The organism is Sinorhizobium sp. NG07B, assembly GCF_002532005.1.
GTDB lineage: Bacteria > Pseudomonadota > Alphaproteobacteria > Rhizobiales > Rhizobiaceae > Sinorhizobium > Sinorhizobium fredii_C.
Window position 1 is genome coordinate 179,625 of record NZ_NWTD01000007.1, and the last position, 14,732, is coordinate 194,356.

Below are 14,732 nucleotides of genomic sequence, written 5' to 3' on the forward strand. Positions count from 1 at the left end.
AACAGGTCTCGGCAGCGGAGCTTTTGAAGCAGGCAGATACGGACATCTCCTTTGAGGATGTCCGCCATCTTGTGCAGAACAATCTGCCAGCCAGCTTCGCAACGGCTTTCCGGGCGAAGACTTCCGCTGGAAAACTACACGATGTGCTGGTCGTCGGGGTCGGTGATGACCGGGCTCTGGCGTTCCTCCCTGCGCCACCGCCTCCGGATGCATGGATCAGCGATCAGCAAGTCAGCATCGTCCTGCAACTGATGGGTCTTGTCCTGCCCGTGATTCTTCTGTCGCTCTATGCGGCACGGGTGATTGCGGCTCCCCTTCTTAAATTTGCGCAGGCCGCAGAAACCTTGAAGCCCGATGACGGGCCCGACAGGCCTTTCAACGAAGGCGGAGTGGCCGAAATCCGAACCCTAGCGAAATCATTGAATGACATGCGCAGCCGCGTTCGCAGCATGATCGATGACCGCACGCGCATGCTGCGCGCAATAAGCCACGACCTCCGTACACCACTGACGCGACTGCGGCTGCGGGCGGAGCGCTCGACGCAGCCGGAGCTGAAAGCAGCGTTGCTGAACGATATCTCAGCTCTCAGCGACATGGTCAACGATACGCTCAGCTATCTCAGCAAGGAGATGGCGGCCGAGAAACCGGTCAATGCCGACCTGCCCAGTCTGTTGACGACTGTTTGTTCCGATTTCTCCGACGTCGGCTTCAATGTGAGATATGTGGGACCGGAGCGCTTTGCCTATCGCTGCAAGCCGAGATCACTGGCACGTGCGATCACCAACCTCGTCGAAAACAGCACCAAGTTCGCTCACGAAATATCGGTGGAGCTTTCGATCCTTGGAAATGGGAGCCTGAGAATATGCGTCATCGATGACGGCCCGGGCCTTCCCGTCAGTTTGCGTACCCGGGTGCTCGAACCTTTCTTCAAGGCCGATACGGCGCGAACATCGACCGACCGCGGTGGGTTCGGTCTCGGGCTCTCGATCGTCGACGACATCGTGCGGGCACATGGCGGCACGATCGAACTCCTGAACAGAGCGCCGCAAGGTCTCGCGGCACAGATGGATTTTCCTACCGAAGGGCATGCGGCGAGCGGCGCCGCGCCTAAGCGAACGACTGGCCACGTTGGCTGCGCTGTGTGATTCCACAAGCCCCTATACCCGATCGCGTCAACGAGGCGCGCGAGAGCGACCGGGTGCTTCCGGAGCGGTTCGGGGTGGCAAATCATCGAGCCCGCTAAGTCGCCAGGTCCCGTCTTTTGGGACGAGTGGGCGAGGCCCGCAACAAAATCACACAAAACCAAACACACTCTTGCACAGGCAAAGGCTAAATTCTTCGTCTCCGTATGAGGAACTCGCCATGTCTTTGGAAGCCATTCGTCCCAACAAAATCCTTGTGTTTCTGCCCAAGGCGGCGGCCAATATGATCGCCACGAAACTGGCGGAGCGTGGGCATGAGTCGATCGCAGTGTCGACGGTGCCGGAAGTCTTTGAAGCACTCCGTTCTGATAATTGCTCCTTGGCCGTAACGACGCGACCGGAGATTGATCTTCTGCGCAGCATGCGTCCGATACCTGTAGTCAATCTTGAGATTTTCTTCCACGCAGCGCCTTCCGGCGACGGGCCATTGACAATGTCCAAAAGGTTCGACGGAAGCGCATTTATGAAACGGATCGAGTTCCTTGCTCAGCCTACGGGTAGAAGAGTTGTGCCCGGACTGGTTGCCTATGATCAAGGCAGGGTCGCTGTTGCGGACCTCGGTGAAGGCTAAGGCGAGATCATGGCCGAGGCGCACACCGAGATGGCGGCCGCTAGCGGGGACGCCGAACAAGCCAGAGCGGTTGAGCCGGCTGCCCGCCGACTGGCGACGAAAGCATCGGCTCCGCGCCGAAGATCAAAATAAATAACCGGTTGGCCACGTCGCCGGCAGCATCCAAATTGCTGGCGGGGAACGGGAGGACTTGCGCGGCTTTACTAGCCCGCCATGACTAGCCCCTCTGTGCAGGCTCTGTCGCCGTTTTGATTGGAACCATCCGCCACCATGAGGGGTCTAATATAAGTCCAATGCGGAGTATACGAAGCCTTGCTCGAGGGAGCCACGCGCGGTGCCGTTCCGACGACGAGCTTTACGCTTTCTGTCCAGAAGCGAAGCTGAGACTTTCCAACCAGGACGCTTGTCCGCGCCTCGCTGCTGGCCTTGACGGACCTGGATCTCAACGAAGGCAACGCGCTCTGCACGATCTACGGGGAAGTCATCGGTTGCCTTTTAGTCGGTACTCGCCGCAACGGGCCGGTAATATCGGTTGTGCGAGCGGATTTGGTTCCGCTTCGTTTTCTACCTTTCTTCGCGGGTCGCCACTGCTTCCAAGGCAATCGCGACGATGCTGTTGGCGAAGCCCGTGTCGAGTGAACGATGCCCGACAAGCAGCCGGTAGAAGACGGGTCCGTAATTCATGTCGAGCAGTATCTCGAGGTCGTGCTGCAACATAATCTCTCCTCGCGCGGCAGCCTGGGGCAACAAGGCGCGACCGGCCTCGCGGCTCGAGAGGATGACCTGGTTGCGGAAGGTTTTGGTGAATTCGCTTTGGAGTCGGCGGGCACGAGCGTCGTGGCGATTTGGCGCCCCTCTGGTGGTCTTAAAGGCCTGGTTCAGCGATCGCATCTGCCCCGCGAGCGCCGCTCGCAGGCTTGTCCCGACTCCTGAGAAGATGCCCGGATCTCCGGACATCAAGGCGGCCATAGCGAGTTCGGAGGCGTTCGCCAATGCCTGTAGATCGTTGGCTTGCCCACGGAACGCGGCCCGCTGCTAAAAGTCGATCCGCATCACACGTCCGGGCGTCGAGCAGCTATGCTATTTTTCAGAGCGAACATAGGATCACAATCACTTGGTCCTTCGCCATCGGGTATCGTCGACTAATGGCCCAGGCCCTCGTACATCGCAACAACCGGGATGGGTCGGCTCTTTCCTCAGTCGAATGAGCGGAGAGCCAAGTCGACAGGCGTGCAGCCGAAAATGCGTACACCAACCATAGCGCAGCTAAAAACGGATCACGGCGCCGAATATCGGGCCATGCTCGATCACGTCGAATTCAAATCCGTCGCTGCTCCATCTTCGATAGGCACATCCCCCGGGTTGAGCGAGCGTCTGTGGCTTGAGCGCGACTGCCAAAGGTGTTGAGCCGTGCCAATGCTCATTGTTCTCCTGGCGGGTGACGCGCCCGCGCGCGATGCATACATGTCGAGGAGAGCTGTGGCGACTTCTGGGGTGACGTCCGCCTCGGTCAAAGCCGCAAGGCGGCACGCGGTGACTGCGCCTCAAAAAAGATTGGCCAACCGGTCCTCAGCTGACCCATAGAGCAGCTGCCCGGCGCCGACTGCGGACAGAAGAAAGCACTCGGCGAGGGACTAGGCTCACAAGGGATTGACGCAAAGCCCGTTACAGAAGATTGCATAACGTCTCAACGGGAACTCACGACCTCTTCGTAGTGATCAGGTGCAAGGCGGAATTGCCCCCTGTGACCGCCGCTGCTGATAGCTTGCGATCGAATGTCGCCAGCTTGCCCCCACGCGCCTTGGCGAGGGCAAGTAGGTAGGTGTCAGTTACCTGCTCCGAAGTCAGGATCTTCGCGGGAGCGATATCACCTGACCCGACAAGGCTCACATCATCCGGCCAAAAGCTATGACCGGGGAGCGACCGCAATTTTCCGACTACCTCCATCACGAGTGACGGCGAACCGGGAGAATTGGGATATTTGGGGTTTCCGACGATCCGGATGACACCATTTTCGGTAGTGGGGCAAGTGGCCCACGCGGTCTGTCCATTGGACGCGAACCACTCGTGCGCGTCATCATGCGCTACGTGACCCGGATCGATTAGGGCGATCACCACATTGACGTCGAGCAGGAAAGTCACGGCAGTTCGTCACGCAAGGCGTTGACGATTTCGAGCGTCACCGGTGGCGCATTCGGCCGGGGTGACAGGAGAGGAATTCCATTGCGCTCGCCGCCACCGCGCGGCCGGCGCAGAGAACGCCGCGCCAGCTCGGAAATGACCTCGCCGACGCTTCGACGCTGCTGGGCTGCCATCGCCTTCGCTGCGATCAAAACATCATCGTCGATCGCCAGGGTCGTTCTCATATCCGCTCCACTTACGCATCAATCATCACGCATCATATAGAGCAACAGGGCGGGCTTCTCAAGGTTGATGGCGAACGAAGATGCAGTCATCGCTCCAATCTGTCCGCCGGCGCAGAGGGTTGAAATCACAATCTCAATTCATCCACGGTCGCCGGTCCGAATCCGTTCTCGGCGAAGGATAGAAGTCGACATCCCGCTTTTGGCATGTTGCCGGCTTTCGATTGTCTCAGTCGGGTGGGGAGCCGAAATTCGAGCGAACGAGCGAATCGGCCGCTAAGCGGGGACCTTTCAGCCATTCGTGTCGGCCGTACTAGGACGAATCTTAACTGCCGCCCTGTTGCTTGCGTCGAAGCTCTTCCCGGCAAGCTGATGGCGGTAGTGATCGTCCAGGCATGAAGCTGGTACTCCTGACGGGATGGTACAACTCGGCAAAAAACCGCCGACCGGCTTGCGCGTCGCCTGATGATGCTCATCCAGTCGGTCGGATGGAGCTCGCAGTTTACCTGGCGCGGTCATGGTGCTGTGGGGGAGGAGCGCCGATCTAGGCCATTCTCGCGGCGGGGCGTGGCCGACGCGCGGGCACATCCATGCAGTCGTCATGACCGCCGTATGGCAACGACTAGGCAAGGATTTGCTGCGCCAGCACCACGAAGCACACGCCCAAGGGGGCGGCCACCGCCAACCCTTAGGGACAAGAGTTGCTCGACATCCTACTCAAAGGCTCAACGAAACATGAACTTCCGAGTCTGAACGCTTGAGAGGGAAGAGGATTCCAATTGACTATTCGGGAGTTAACGTGTCGCGTCCCCTCGACCTGGCTCCCTCGCATGTGCCGCCAACTGCTTCAATTGCTAAACTTACCCGCACGGCAATGCTGTTGGATGAAGTCCGACAGGAAGGTTGAAGCGTGAACGCACCTCCGATGCACAGCGATCGCCTGAGGCACCTTCGAGAATGTCCCATCAACAATGCGGAAACCTGGATTCTCTTCGCAGAAGCGTGACAGAGACTCGGTCAAGCCCGCAGCCGCATTGCACCGGAAGGATACAAGCATGTCCAGGGCGGAGGCGGGATTTTCGGCATGGAGGACAATTGCATTTCTAACCTGTCGCTCAAGCTGCTTTGTATAAGCAGCGGTTCTGGCGGCGGCAATGCGTACTCCTTTGACGTCGACATGCTCGACGCTGCCTAGCGGGCTACTGTCTGACACCAGAAAACTGGCGGTCACCGTGGTATAGGGGGGCGAGAAGGAGAACCTGTCGGCACGTGACGGATCGGAAGCAATGAATGCAACGTCCCACTCATTGTCTTCGGCAGCCGCAAGAATGTCAGCTGCCGATCCGTATCGGACCAGCGACAAACTGCAGTCGAGTTCTGCCGCAAGTGCGATCGCGATCTGCGCGCTCGGCCCTGTTAGAACGCCTGTCACTGGATCGAGTTGGACAAGTGCGGCATTCGACATGTTGACCGCCGCTCTGATGACTCCTGTCGGTGCGATTTCAGTAAGGAGTTCATCACGTTGCGACATCGTGGGACGCTCCCTGAGATGCAAATCGTGCGGCGAGTGCTTCCGATCCCCTTGCTAGAACAGCGACATCGACACCAACGGCAGTAAATAGTGTTCCGAGCGAGATGCACCGTGCCGCGAACTTTTCATCCGGGGTAAGAATGCCCGCAGGCTTGCCCAACGCTTTCAGGCGTTCAATCGCGTCGACAATTGCATCGACCACCTCCGGGTGGCTCGGTTGGCCCCTGTGTCCGAAACTCGCTGCCAGGTCTGCCGGTCCTACGAATACGCCGTCCACTCCCTCTACCGACGCAATCGACTCGAGGTTGCCAAGCGCTTCCCGCGTCTCAACTTGCAGCAACAGGCAAATTTCCCGTTCCGCATTTTGCGCATAGTTCGCAACTCGGCCGAAACGAGTGGCGCGCGTCAAGGCAGAAACACCACGGATACCATCCGGAGGATATCGCACGGCCGCGACTGCGGCTTTCGCCTCTTCCGCGTTCTGAACGTAGGGAATGAGCAGTGTCTGAACGCCAATATCCAGGAAACGCTTGATGAGAACGGGGTCGTTGATGGCCGGGCGGACGACTGGGGAAACGTCGTATGGTGCGACCGCTTGCAATTGCGGCAGGACGGTCAGAACGTCAGCCGGAGAATGTTCCGTGTCGAACAGGAGCCAATCGAAACCTGAAGGCGCGACGATTTCTGCGGCGTAGCTTCCCGGCAAGCCACACCACAGGCCGATCTGACTTTGACCGGCAAGGAGCTTCCGCTTGAACCGATTGACAGGATGTTCCATCTAGCACCTCACACGAATGACACGCCGATGGAGCCAACAGGGCCATAGTCGGCCTGAATGACATCACCTTTTGCGATATCGACAGGACGCGTGAAGGAGCCGGCCAGGACTATTTGTCCCTTCTTCAGGCCACCGCCCACAGCATGAAGTTTGTTGACCAGCCAAGCGATGCCGGCTGCCGGATGTCCCATGATCGCCGCCGACACGCCCGACTCCTCGATGATGCCGTTCTTGGAAAGAGTCGCTCCGACCCAGCGGATATCAATGTCCATCGGGCGAATTATACGACCGCCAACGACGATGGCGCCGAAAGCCGCGTTGTCCGCAATGGTGTCGGTGATCGCTCGGGGGACTTCGGTTCGGTAGTCGATAATCTCGAGTGCCGGGACAACGAACTCGGTCGCACGCAGGACGTCATAGATTCTGGTGCCGGGCCCGAGGAGATCCTCACCCATAACAAAGGCCAGCTCGACCTCCAGGCGCGGTTTGATAAACAAGTCAGCCTTGATCTGCGCTCCGTCATTATAAAGCGCATCGTCAAGAATGCAGCCGTAGTCCGGCTCCGTCATTTTCGAAGCCATCTGCATGGCGCGTGACGTCAGGCCGATCTTATGCCCGACGATCCGTGCGCCCTTGGCCACCCTCGCCTCCGCCCACAACGCCTGAATCCGGTAGGCGTCCTCGAGTTCGAGGTTCGGGTAGGTCTCGCTAGGCTGTATGATCGGCTTGCGCTCGATTTCAGCTTTGAGCAGCGCGTCTGCCGCGGCCCGGCGTTCTTCTTCGGTGATCATATCGTTTGCTCTGCTGATTGTGATTTATTTGATCGGGGGACGCGGCAAAACGGCTTCGCCGGGCTCCATGACATAGGTGTAGTCGAGCGAGAACCACGGACCAGGAATATCCGTTTCGGTCGGATGAGGCTCCTCATGACGAGTGAAGTCGCCGGTCAGCGCTGCCGTGACACCGAACTGAACATCGGAGTCGATGTTCGGGTCGCTGGGGTCGAAGACTTGGGAAATCAGCGTCTTGTATCCGTGCTTGAAGATCAGTGCGTGCAGGTGCGCTGGTCGGTATGGATGGCGTCCCTGAGCTTTGAGCAGGCGTCCGACCACGCCATCGACCGGTATCGGATAGCCAACCATCTTGACGGTCCTGAACCAGAACCGGCCTTGCTCGTCGGTCATGAATTTGCCGCGCAAGTTCATCTCGGCCTGGTCCGGGTCCTGGTTTTCATAAAGACCGACGGGAGATGCATGCCACACATCCACTTCGGCGCCGGCAATTGGCTTACCGTCGCGGTCAACGACCTTGGCATGCACGAACAAGGGAGTGCCCGGCGTTTCGGATCGGATAATCGTCCCGCCATTTTCGACTCGCGGAGAGTTGAGGCGCCAGAATGGGCCGAGCAGCGACTGGGAGGTCTCAGTCTGTCCTCTGTCGCCATTGTTCAGCAGACAGACAAGTGAAGACACGCCAAGAGAACCGGCCATCAGCACAAACTCGTTGTGGTGATCAGTATGCAGCTTCCCGATCTCATTTAGCATGGCTGTCGCCTCCCGAAACTCGACCTCCGTCAGTCGAACCTCGCGCACGAAGGCATGAAGATGCTTGACGATCGCCACAAGGATTTCTCGCAGGCGGGGGTCTTCAGTGCGATGCATCACAGCAATGACGGCTGGCGTCAGATCGCTCTCAGTTTTGATCACCATGTGGGCTACCTCCCGATTTCCCCGACTATCCGAATAATCGATTATCTGTCAAGCGCTCCGTACATTATCGCGGCGCCAATAAGCCGAGAGAAGAAGCACAGCGGCACGCGATGCGTTGATATTATTACATATTATCTGCATCAGGGAAGGTAGGCTTGACTTTTTTGCAGATTTCAGTGCACTCAGATTGACACGAATAATCGTTTATTATATCGATCATCGACAATTAGTTCAGGAGCTTTGGGAGGAACAATGATACCGGATGACGACGGCGCATTTGCTCCGACGGCAGAAGATGCTCCATCGTCTTCTGGCTTTCTCGATGACGGCAAAAACACAATTGGGAGCCAGCTTGCATCCCGTCTTCGTGAAGCGATCATCTCCGGCGAGCTTCAGGCCGGCAGCAAGATCAATCTCGACAAGGCGCGCAAGACGTTCAACGTAAGCCTCAGTCCGCTGCGTGAAGGGTTGGCGCGGCTGATATCGGACGGTCTAGTGGAGTTCGAGGACAATCGCGGCTACCGCGTTTCATCAATTTCCTTGGCCAATCTGGAAGAGATCACCACCCTGCGCGAAGAGTTTGAAGTCTTTGCGCTTCGCGAGTCCATGCGGCTCGGCGATGTGGAGTGGGAAGGCAACGTCATGCGCGCGCTGCATCGCCTTAACCGCACCGAGCGTGACGCGGCTCGGCCAGAGACACTGGAGCGCTGGGAAGAGCTCCACCGCGAATTTCATCTGATACTCATATCTGGCTGCGGGAAGCCGATCCTGCTCCATTTCTGCAAATTGCTTCTTAATCTCAACGACCGTTATCGCCGGGTGTTTCTGACCCGCACGTCGGGTGACCGCAACGTCAGCCAGGAGCACAGCGAGATCGCTCAGGGAGCCGTCGCGCGGGATCTGGACTATTCGTGCGATATGTTGCGTCAACATATTCACCGCACGGGAACCAATCTGCGCAATCACCTCGCGACAAAGGGGATCTTGTGATGACCGTCGCGAAGCCAAGACCGGGCCTTGAACTGGGCGTGGCGCATTTTTCATCCATCGCGCTGCCGCCCAAAGAATTCGCCGTGATAGCTGCTCGGGCGGGTTTTGCGTCGATAGGTCTGCGTCTGCACCCCGCCTTTCCCGGAGCCCCTTTCTACGAGTTGCCGGTGGGCAGCCAAAGTGCCCAGGAGTTCAAGGCAATTGCCGATGGCGAAGGCATCAAGGTGTTTGATATCGAGTTCTTCGTGATCGATGAGAGCTTCGTTGCGGCCTCCCATGAGGCGACCGTGGCAGCCGCTGCGAACATAGGAGCGCGCCGGCTGAGTGTTTGCGGCGATGATCGAGACGGCGGCCGTCTTGCCACAAACCTTTCTGAGTTTTGCGCCCTCGCGGCGCGATATGGAATGTCAGTCGACATCGAAAACATGGGCTGGCGGACGGTAAGAACCTTTGGCGACAGTGTTGCGGTCGTGAATTCCTGTGGAGCAGAGAACGCCGGTGCCCTCGTTGATGGGATTCACTTCTTCCGAAACGGCGCTTCGATCGACGAGCTTCGCGGAAATGCAGGGAAGGTAAAACACGTCCAGCTTTGCGACGTCCGCGGGCCTGCTCCCAAAACATCGGACGCAATGATCGCCGAGGCGAGAAGCGGTAGGCTCGCTCCTGGAGAAGGCGAATTGCCATTGAAGGACCTCTGGGCGGCAACCGAATACGGCGCTGCTATCTCGGTTGAAGTGCCACTCGTCGGGCCGGTGGACCCGGAGGCACATCTAAAACATCTGCATGACAGCGCACTGGGAATTTTGAAACCGGATCATTGATCCGGCGCCGACGCGGCGTAAGCCGGTCGGAGGGAGGAAGTCTTACATGACTTATACGTTTGATTTCGGTGCGGTCCTCGACCGCGCCCCGGAATTGCTATGGGCCTCGCTTGGAACGCTTGGCCTTGCGTTGGCTGGGATGGTCCTCGCACTCGTCATAGGAATCCTGGGCGTTGTTGCAAGGTCTTCCAAGAGCAAGATGACACGCACTCCCGTGATCCTCTTCGTCGAGGTCGTGCGTAATACGCCATTCCTGGTGCAGATCTTCTTCATATATTTTGCCCTTCCTCTCATGGGCATACGCCTCAATCCGACCGTCACTGCGATCATTGCCCTCGGGATCAATGGCGGGGCGTACGCAATCGAGATCATCCGAGGCGGGGTCGAGAGCGTGTCGCGCGGCCAGATCGAGGCAGGTTTCGCACTTGGTCTGCACAAGGCGGACGTTTTCCGGCTCATCGTGCTCAAGCCGGCGCTGCGGGCGATTTATCCCTCGCTCACAAGCCAGTTCATCATGCTGACACTGACAACGTCTGTCTGCACGTCAATCGCCGCCTACGAACTGACCTCGGCCGCTCAGCGCATTGAATCTGACACCTTCCGCAGCTTCGAAGTCTATTTCACGGTGACCGCAATCTACCTGGTTATCTCGACGCTGATGATGGGCCTCTTTGCCCTCATTTCTCGCCACTACTTCAACTACCCGACGCGATAGGAGGCAGCCATGGGTCCCATCGGCGAAAATGAATTCTTCTTTTTGATGCAGGGTTTGAAGTGGACCGTGTTGCTCGCGATCGTGGGCTTCATCGGTGGGGGTATATTCGGAATCCTGATAGCGCTGCTGCGCACCTCGAAGAAGAAGGTCTTCCGGACGATCACCGCAGGGTATATCGGCATCTTCCAGGGCACGCCCCTTCTGATGCAGCTCTTCGTTGTCTATTACGGCGTTGCGCTGTTGGGCATCGAAGTCAACGCGTGGATCGCGGTCGCAATCGCCTTCACGCTCCATGCCAGTGCTTTCCTGGGAGAGATCTGGCGCGGCTCCATCGAGGCTGTGCCGAAGGGCCAGACGGAAGCCGCCAACGCCCTCGGTCTGCATTATGTCTCGCGGATGAAAGACGTCATCCTGCCGCAGGCCCTGAAAATCTCGATGCCGGCCACGATCGGCTTCCTTGTCCAGCTCATCAAGGGCACGTCGCTCGCAGCAATCGTCGGCTTCATTGAACTGACTCGCGCCGGCCAGATCATTTCAAACCAGACCTATCGTCCGCTGCTCGTCTTCGGGATCGTCGCCGCAATCTACTTCATCATTTGCTGGCCCCTCTCCCATGCCGGAAGTGGCCTCGAAAAACGGATGGCGAAAGCCGCCCGCTAACCGCTTCGCTGGAAGCAAAACCCTGGAGGAGGAGCATACTTATGCATACCAATCGTCGGAATTTTCTCGGACTTGCACTGGCAACTGTTGCCTTCACAACCGTCGGCGCTGCCGCCGCCTCTGCGGCAACTGTAGAAGAAATCAAGGCAAAGGGCACGCTGGTCGTCGGCATCCAGGGCGACAACGCGCCTTGGGGTTTCGTCAATACGAGCGGCCAGCAGGACGGCTTCGACGCTGACGTCGCCAACCTTTTTGCAAAGGAGTTGGGCGTTAAGGTTCAATTCCAGCCGCTCGCCGTTGCCAACCGCATTCCCGCGCTAACGACCGGCAAAGTCGACATCCTGTTCGCAACGATGGCAATGACGGAAGAGCGTGCGAAATCAATTCAATACAGCAAGCCCTACGCCGCCAACACGATTTCGCTTTATGCCGCGAAATCCGACACGGTTACGAAGCCTGAAGACGTTGCGGGATGGGAGATCGGCGTTCCGAAGTCCAGTTCGCAGGATAAGGCAGTAACCGACGCCGTCGGATCCACCGCAACGGTTCGCCGGTTTGATGATGACGCCGCAACCATCCAGGCTTTGATCTCCGGACAGGTAAAGGCGGTTGGCGGCAACCAGTTCTATGGTCAGCGGCTGGATGCGGCGAGTGCCGGCACCTTTGAGCGCAAGATTAACTTTCTGACGACCTACAACGGAGTCGGGACCCGTCTCGGCGAGAAGGACTGGAACGAAGCCGTCAACGCCTTCATCGAGAAGATCAAGGCCAATGGTGAGCTTGCCGCCATCACCAAGAAGTGGATGGCGATCGATCTGCCGCAGTTCCCTGAATCCATTCCGAACATCCCGTTCACCGTCAATTAAAGCCCAAATGGAGGGTTCCGTGCTCAATTCCGCAAACGATCAACCGACGCTGATTTCCCTTGAGGATGTGCAGAAGTGGTACGGCGCTTTCCATGCCTTGAAATCCATCAGTCTGTCGGTCCGCAAAGGCGAAAAAATCGTCCTCTGTGGGCCGTCAGGCTCCGGAAAATCGACGTTAATCCGCTGCATAAATGCCCTCGAAACGATCGAGGAAGGCAAGATTGTCGTCGAGGGTCAGGTACTGGACGGAAGCATTAAATCCGTCGATGCGATACGGCGCGAAGTGGGAATGGTCTTCCAGAGCTTCAATCTCTTCCCGCACATGACCGTACTTCAGAACTGTACACTCGCCCCGATGCGTGTTCGAGGCACAAGCCACGCTGACGCAGAGCGACTGGCTCGAAAATATCTCGAGCGCGTTCGAATCCTTGACCAGGCTGAAAAGTATCCTGCGCAGCTATCCGGCGGGCAACAACAACGCGTTGCCATCGCTCGCGCGCTCTGCATGGAGCCGAAGGTCATGCTCTTCGACGAACCGACCTCTGCCCTCGATCCCGAAATGGTGAAGGAGGTGCTCGACACCATGATCGGCCTCGCCCGTGACGGCATGACGATGATCTGTGTCACTCATGAAATGGGCTTTGCCCGTCAGGTCGCTGACCGCGTCATCTTCATGGCCTCCGGAGAAATCGTCGAAGAGGCCGAACCGGAGGTCTTCTTCAAGTCTCCCAAGCACGAACGCACAAAAACCTTCCTCGGCGAAATCCTTGCCCACCACTGACGTCCGAAGGCGATACCAATGCGCGACAAGAAATTCCTCGTGGGACTGATCGGGGCCGACATTCAAATGTCGAAGTCCCCGGCTCTCCACGAAACGGAAGCTCGACATCAGGGCCTCGATTACCGCTACGAGCTTCTCGACCTGGCCGAGCGAGGCCTTCCTGCCTCGGCGTTGCCGGACCTCCTAGACGAGGAGGAGCGGCGCGGTTTTGCCGGGAGCAACATTACACATCCGTGCAAGCAGTCGGTGATCGCCCACCTCAATCGCCTTTCCGAGGATGCAGAGATGCTCGGTGCGGTCAACACCGTGGTGTTTCGTGACGGCGAGAGGATCGGCCACAACACTGATTGGTACGGTTTCTACGAGAATTTCCGGCGCGGCCTTCCGGACGTCGCGAAGTCGCATGCCGTCCTGCTTGGCGCCGGCGGCGCCGGTGTCGCCGTGGCGCATGCCGCAATGAAGCTCGGTATTGAGAGACTATCGATCTTCGACCAGGATTCGACACGGGCAGAAAACTTGGCTGGGCAGTTGAATGATCGGTTCTCAAGGGGTTGTGCGCGCGCCACGACGGATGTCGGCAGCGCCCTGGGCTCCGCGGACGGCCTTATCCACGCGACGCCCACGGGTATGAAGAGCCATCCTGGCTTGCCGATCGACCCAAAATGGCTTCTGCCACGGCATTGGGTCGCCGACATCGTCTATATGCCGCTCGTCACAGAGCTCCTTGCTCTCTCCGAAAGAAAAGGCTGCCGGACCCTTCGTGGCGGCGGCATGACCGTCTACCAGGCAGCAGCGGCTTTCGAATTGTTCACCGGGATAGCACCCGACGCAGAGCGCATGTCCCGTCACTTTATGGACTTGTGCCGCCTGTCGGCTTGATGGAGAGATCCCAATGCCGCATATCATCATCGATTATAGTCGGGGCGCAGGCGAGCACGTAGCCATGGACCGGCTCACGCTGACCGTGCATCGCTGCGTTCGCGACGGCGGCCTAGTGAAACCTTCCGCCGTGCGCACGCTTGCGCGGGAGGCGACATACTCCTGCGTGGGCGATGAGCATGTCGATAGTCATTTCATCCAAATCATCGTGCGGATGGCACCGGGTCGTACTGCAGAGACCAAGCAGAAGCTCCTCACTGCCGTTCTCGACGCCGCGCGGACGATCGCCGCGCCTGCTCTCGAAGCGGGAAGGCTCGGCTTGCGCGCAGATCTCTACGAGTCGGACCCTGATTTTGCTGTTCAAGCAATCACGTTCGTCTGACCAGGACGACGTGCTCGAGAAGGACACTATGCTATGAGCCTGATCTACGTTCTCAATGGACCAAACCTCAACCTGCTTGGCAAACGCCAGCCGCACATCTACGGGCATGAAACGCTCGCAGACGTAGAGGCGGACTGCCGCAAACTGGCAGCCGAACTCGGTCATGAAATCCGCTTTCATCAGAGCAACCGGGAATACGAGATCATCGATTGGATTCATGAGGCGCGCGAGGACGGTGCGGGCATCGTCATCAATCCGGCAGCCTTTACCCATACCTCACTCGCCATCCTCGACGCTCTGAACACATTTGAAGGACCTGTGATCGAGATCCACATCTCCAATGTGCACAAGCGCGAAAGCTTCCGACACCATTCGTTCGTTTCGCACCGCGCGGACGGCGTGATCTGCGGCCTTGGAACAGAAGGATACCAGCTTGGCATCCGGCGCGCCGCGACAATGATCAAGGCGGCGAGCAAGAGCTGAG

Annotated in this window: 18 protein-coding genes; 11 read left to right on the forward strand and 7 right to left on the reverse strand. The window is 58.2% G+C overall.

The window, feature by feature from the left end; translation table 11 throughout:
* Positions 1 to 23: 23 nt before the first annotated feature.
* Positions 24 to 1,145 carry an ATP-binding protein gene (locus CO664_RS21865; protein WP_234820300.1) on the forward strand — a complete coding sequence of 374 codons (1,122 nt, stop codon included), beginning with the start codon at positions 24 to 26 and terminating at the stop codon, positions 1,143 to 1,145.
* Positions 1,146 to 1,362: 217 nt separating this feature from the next.
* A complete protein-coding gene (locus CO664_RS21870) occupies positions 1,363 to 1,773 on the forward strand; it encodes a hypothetical protein (protein WP_234820301.1) in 411 nt (136 codons plus the stop codon).
* A gap of 564 nt (positions 1,774 to 2,337) precedes the next feature.
* On the opposite strand, the gene CO664_RS21875 is transcribed toward CO664_RS21870, so the two are convergent.
* The 7 genes from CO664_RS21875 to CO664_RS21905 form a co-directional block, all read right to left on the reverse strand.
* Complete coding sequence (locus tag CO664_RS21875; protein ID WP_176536641.1) at positions 2,338 to 2,742, reverse strand: TetR-like C-terminal domain-containing protein; 405 nt, start codon at positions 2,740 to 2,742, stop codon at positions 2,338 to 2,340.
* A gap of 729 nt (positions 2,743 to 3,471) precedes the next feature.
* Positions 3,472 to 3,915: a TA system VapC family ribonuclease toxin gene (locus CO664_RS21880; RefSeq protein WP_097539884.1), complete on the reverse strand. Its 444-nt coding sequence runs from the start codon at positions 3,913 to 3,915 to the stop codon at positions 3,472 to 3,474.
* Positions 3,912 to 4,139 carry a hypothetical protein gene (locus CO664_RS21885; protein WP_037415848.1) on the reverse strand — a complete coding sequence of 76 codons (228 nt, stop codon included), beginning with the start codon at positions 4,137 to 4,139 and terminating at the stop codon, positions 3,912 to 3,914. The genes CO664_RS21880 and CO664_RS21885 overlap by 4 nt, the downstream gene beginning before the upstream one ends.
* A gap of 844 nt (positions 4,140 to 4,983) precedes the next feature.
* Positions 4,984 to 5,667: a transporter substrate-binding domain-containing protein gene (locus tag CO664_RS21890; protein ID WP_097539885.1), complete on the reverse strand. Its 684-nt coding sequence runs from the start codon at positions 5,665 to 5,667 to the stop codon at positions 4,984 to 4,986.
* Positions 5,654 to 6,445, reverse strand: a complete 792-nt coding sequence (hpaI, locus tag CO664_RS21895; protein WP_097539886.1) for a 4-hydroxy-2-oxoheptanedioate aldolase — start codon at positions 6,443 to 6,445, stop codon at positions 5,654 to 5,656. The genes CO664_RS21890 and hpaI overlap by 14 nt, the downstream gene beginning before the upstream one ends.
* Before the next feature lie 8 nt (positions 6,446 to 6,453).
* On the reverse strand, positions 6,454 to 7,236 hold the full coding sequence (hpaH, locus tag CO664_RS21900) for a 2-oxo-hept-4-ene-1,7-dioate hydratase (RefSeq protein ID WP_097539887.1): 783 nt from the start codon (positions 7,234 to 7,236) through the stop codon (positions 6,454 to 6,456).
* A 24-nt stretch (positions 7,237 to 7,260) separates the two neighbouring features.
* Positions 7,261 to 8,154, reverse strand: coding sequence for an intradiol ring-cleavage dioxygenase (locus CO664_RS21905; RefSeq protein WP_097539888.1), 894 nt, complete (start codon positions 8,152 to 8,154; stop codon positions 7,261 to 7,263).
* Between the two features lie 252 nt (positions 8,155 to 8,406).
* Here CO664_RS21905 and CO664_RS21910 point away from each other — a divergent pair, with 252 nt between their 5' ends.
* The 9 genes from CO664_RS21910 to aroQ are packed head-to-tail and all read left to right on the forward strand — an operon-like array spanning position 8,407 to position 14,731.
* Entirely contained in the window at positions 8,407 to 9,144 is a 738-nt protein-coding gene (locus CO664_RS21910) for a GntR family transcriptional regulator (protein WP_097539889.1), read from the forward strand.
* Complete coding sequence (locus tag CO664_RS21915; protein WP_097539890.1) at positions 9,144 to 9,965, forward strand: sugar phosphate isomerase/epimerase; 822 nt, start codon at positions 9,144 to 9,146, stop codon at positions 9,963 to 9,965. Before CO664_RS21910 ends, CO664_RS21915 begins: the two co-directional genes overlap by 1 nt.
* A 46-nt stretch (positions 9,966 to 10,011) precedes the next feature.
* Entirely contained in the window at positions 10,012 to 10,680 is a 669-nt protein-coding gene (locus CO664_RS21920) for an amino acid ABC transporter permease (protein WP_097539891.1), read from the forward strand.
* A 9-nt stretch (positions 10,681 to 10,689) separates the two neighbouring features.
* Entirely contained in the window at positions 10,690 to 11,340 is a 651-nt protein-coding gene (locus CO664_RS21925; RefSeq protein ID WP_037390103.1) for an amino acid ABC transporter permease, read from the forward strand.
* Between the two features lie 41 nt (positions 11,341 to 11,381).
* A complete protein-coding gene (locus tag CO664_RS21930) occupies positions 11,382 to 12,206 on the forward strand; it encodes a transporter substrate-binding domain-containing protein (protein ID WP_097539892.1) in 825 nt (274 codons plus the stop codon).
* Positions 12,207 to 12,213: 7 nt separating this feature from the next.
* Positions 12,214 to 12,987 (forward strand): amino acid ABC transporter ATP-binding protein, encoded by a 774-nt coding sequence (locus CO664_RS21935; RefSeq protein ID WP_176536646.1) that lies wholly within the window; start codon positions 12,214 to 12,216, stop codon positions 12,985 to 12,987.
* Positions 12,988 to 13,005: 18 nt separating this feature from the next.
* Positions 13,006 to 13,866 carry a shikimate dehydrogenase gene (locus CO664_RS21940; RefSeq protein ID WP_176536642.1) on the forward strand — a complete coding sequence of 287 codons (861 nt, stop codon included), beginning with the start codon at positions 13,006 to 13,008 and terminating at the stop codon, positions 13,864 to 13,866.
* Between the two features lie 13 nt (positions 13,867 to 13,879).
* Positions 13,880 to 14,248, forward strand: coding sequence for a 5-carboxymethyl-2-hydroxymuconate Delta-isomerase (locus CO664_RS21945; protein WP_097539893.1), 369 nt, complete (start codon positions 13,880 to 13,882; stop codon positions 14,246 to 14,248).
* A 33-nt stretch (positions 14,249 to 14,281) separates the two neighbouring features.
* On the forward strand, positions 14,282 to 14,731 hold the full coding sequence (gene aroQ / locus CO664_RS21950) for a type II 3-dehydroquinate dehydratase (protein ID WP_026617243.1): 450 nt from the start codon (positions 14,282 to 14,284) through the stop codon (positions 14,729 to 14,731).
* Position 14,732: the final 1 nt, after the last annotated feature.